Below are 2,345 nucleotides of genomic sequence, written 5' to 3' on the forward strand. Positions count from 1 at the left end.
GACCAGGGGGCGTGCCCGCCGTGAGAGAGCCTTCTTGGTGCGTGAGAGCGCTTTCCTGGCGCCGGCGAACGCGGTGCCGGCAAGGGCCGGGCGCGCGGGTTTCGCCGCTGCGGGTGCCGCCGCAGGATTCGTGGGCCGCGCACGGTCGGCTGTAATGACGGGCAGGGCGGACGTCGGCGGCCTCGAGGGCGGCGGCGGGATGGCCCCGGCGTCGTTCCTTGGATTCTCTTCGGTCACTGAGAAATTCACCACTTCCGTGCGTCTTTGCCGGGGCTGGAAGCCCGGCGTAGCGGCCCTTTTCTGGGCGCACATCACGAAACTCTATCGAAGATGCGCGGCACCGCGCATGCGCCGGTGGCTCCGGCCACCGTTGCGGGAGGCGCCACACTGTCCACAGGGGGCGGGCCGGCGAGCAGTTGGCGCCGAAAGCATGTAATCTAGGTGTACGACAAATTGACCAAACATTCCGGGGCCTCACCTATCGCCAAAAGGTGACCACCTCCGGTCCAAGTACAAAAGGGGGTCACGCCATGGGGCGCGGCCGTCAAAAGGCAAAAGCTACCAAGCAGGCTCGGGACATCAAGTACTACTCCCCGAACACTGACTATTCGGCCCTCCAGCGCGAGCTCACGGGCCCGGGAAGTCGTGCCACGAGCCACTTCGCGGATGACCCGGTTGAACCGGATTATTCAGCGTATGTGGATAAGTACGCGGACGATGTGGAAGACGACGACGACGAGGTTGATTCCCGTCGCATAGGTTAGTCGACGTTTCCTTCCGGCAGTTCTCTCCGGGGGATCCATCCGGCACCGCGGTGCCAGCCAAAGATTTTCGGGCCGCCGGCCACACCTGTAACAGGCGTGGCCGGCGGCCTTTCTTGTGCCCGCAGCCTTCCGTATCCGGGCCGGCCGGCTGGCCCGCGCTGCGCCGCGGATGAGCCGGCGCAGTTGTCACCAGCGGGGCACCGGGCTACGTTGTTCGTGCCGGATTTTCCCGGACGCCACACCGATGCCCCGGAAGGACTGCCATGACCATGCGCAAAGGATTCGCCGAGGGCGAGCTCTGCTGGACAGACCTCCAGACCCCCGACGTGGAGACAGCGAAGGTCTTTTACACGGAGGTTTTCGGCTGGCGGTACGAAGACCTGCCCACTCCCGACGGACGCAGCTACGCGAAAGCCTTCCTGGGCGACGACCTGGTTACCGTGCTCGCTCCGCAGAACGCCCGGCAGGAAGCCGCGGCCGAACCGGGCCGGTGGAACGTGTATTTCGCGGTCGACGACGCCCGGGACCTGGCCGCCGAACTGGCGCATTCCCCCGGGCACCTTGAATTCGGCCCCGAGGAGATCGGTGACACCGGCGTCATGGTCTTCTTCGCCCCGCCCGGCGGCGGAACCACCGGGGCCTGGCAGGCCGGCAGCCACATCGGAGCCGGCCGGAGCCAGGAGGCGGGCACCTTGGCCTGGGCTGAACTGCTCACGCCGGAACCGCAGGCCGCCGTCGGCTTCTTCCAGCAGCTCTTCGGGCACGACGTCACCGAATACCCCCAGGACGACGGCGGCACCTACACCACGCTCATGGTGGGCGGTGCCGAGGTGGCCGGCATCGCCCGGGTTCCCGGCGACGCGCAGGACACCCTCGAGCCGGGGTGGCAGGTCTACTTCGGCGTCTCCGACGTCGCAGCGGCGGTGCAGGCTGCGGTGGCCGCCGGCGGCGTCGTGCTGATCGAACCGGACGAGGTCGAGGAAGCCGGAACCATCGCCACCCTCAAGGATCCGCAGGGCGGCGTCTTCAGCCTGCTGGAGGTTTAGGACCGCGGCTTAAACGGATCGAGTGCTCCCCACCGGCTCCCTCGCCTCGCAAGCTCGGCCAGGGAACCCTGCCGGCGTGGGCCCAGCCGCCGATTTCAGCCGTCAAAAGGGCCGTTACGGAGCAGTCGATGGTGCCTGGGCCGGTGCTGTCAGTGCCTGCGCCCTGAGGGAACGGTGCAGCTGGCTGCGCTGTTCGATGATGATCCGGCGCAGGGCACGCGGCGCATCAGGGTGGGCGGCCAGCCACTGGTCGGTGCGGACAATCACGGCGTGGGTTTCGGGCGTTCCGCCGTCCAGGTCCTGCGCCGCGGGGTAGAAGCCGCGGATAATCCGGCTGGCGATCTCGATGCTCCGGTCCGCCCAGACGTCCTCGAGGGATTCGAAGTACGGGTCGATGAACCCGGCCAGCAGGGAGGCCGCGCCGGTGTTGAACCCGGCAATCGTGGCGCCGAGGAGCTGGTTGGACAGGCCGGTGCCGTGGACGGCGGCCTCCCAGGCGGCCGCCTTGACGGATGCCTCGGGGCGCGCGGCGAGG

Annotated in this window: 4 protein-coding genes; 2 read left to right on the plus strand and 2 right to left on the minus strand. The window is 68.1% G+C overall.

What is annotated here, in order from left to right:
- Nucleotides 1–237 (minus strand): hypothetical protein (locus tag LQV45_RS26175; protein ID WP_374208299.1); only part of this gene is annotated, 237 nt, incomplete at its 3' end.
- 293 nt (nucleotides 238–530) lie between these two features.
- Between LQV45_RS26175 and LQV45_RS26180 the strand changes: the two genes are divergently transcribed.
- Nucleotides 531–764 carry a DUF3073 domain-containing protein gene (locus LQV45_RS26180; RefSeq protein WP_018774150.1) on the plus strand — a complete coding sequence of 78 codons (234 nt, stop codon included), beginning with the start codon at nucleotides 531–533 and terminating at the stop codon, nucleotides 762–764.
- 263 nt (nucleotides 765–1,027) lie between these two features.
- Complete coding sequence (locus LQV45_RS26185; protein WP_230009603.1) at nucleotides 1,028–1,810, plus strand: VOC family protein; 783 nt, start codon at nucleotides 1,028–1,030, stop codon at nucleotides 1,808–1,810.
- A gap of 114 nt (nucleotides 1,811–1,924) precedes the next feature.
- Here LQV45_RS26185 and LQV45_RS26190 read toward each other — a convergent pair.
- A partial coding sequence (locus tag LQV45_RS26190) for an ERAP1-like C-terminal domain-containing protein (protein WP_230009604.1) occupies nucleotides 1,925–2,345 on the minus strand: 421 nt, incomplete at its 5' end.

This window comes from Microbacterium sp. Bi128 (assembly GCF_918698205.1).

Excerpts from the sequence above, each read along its gene's own strand:
- LQV45_RS26180 (WP_018774150.1), top strand. The coding sequence starts at position 531 with ATGGGGCGCGGCCGTCAAAAGGCAAAAGCTACCAAGCAGGCTCGGGAC.
- LQV45_RS26185 (WP_230009603.1), top strand. The coding sequence starts at position 1,028 with ATGACCATGCGCAAAGGATTCGCCGAGGGCGAGCTCTGCTGGACAGAC.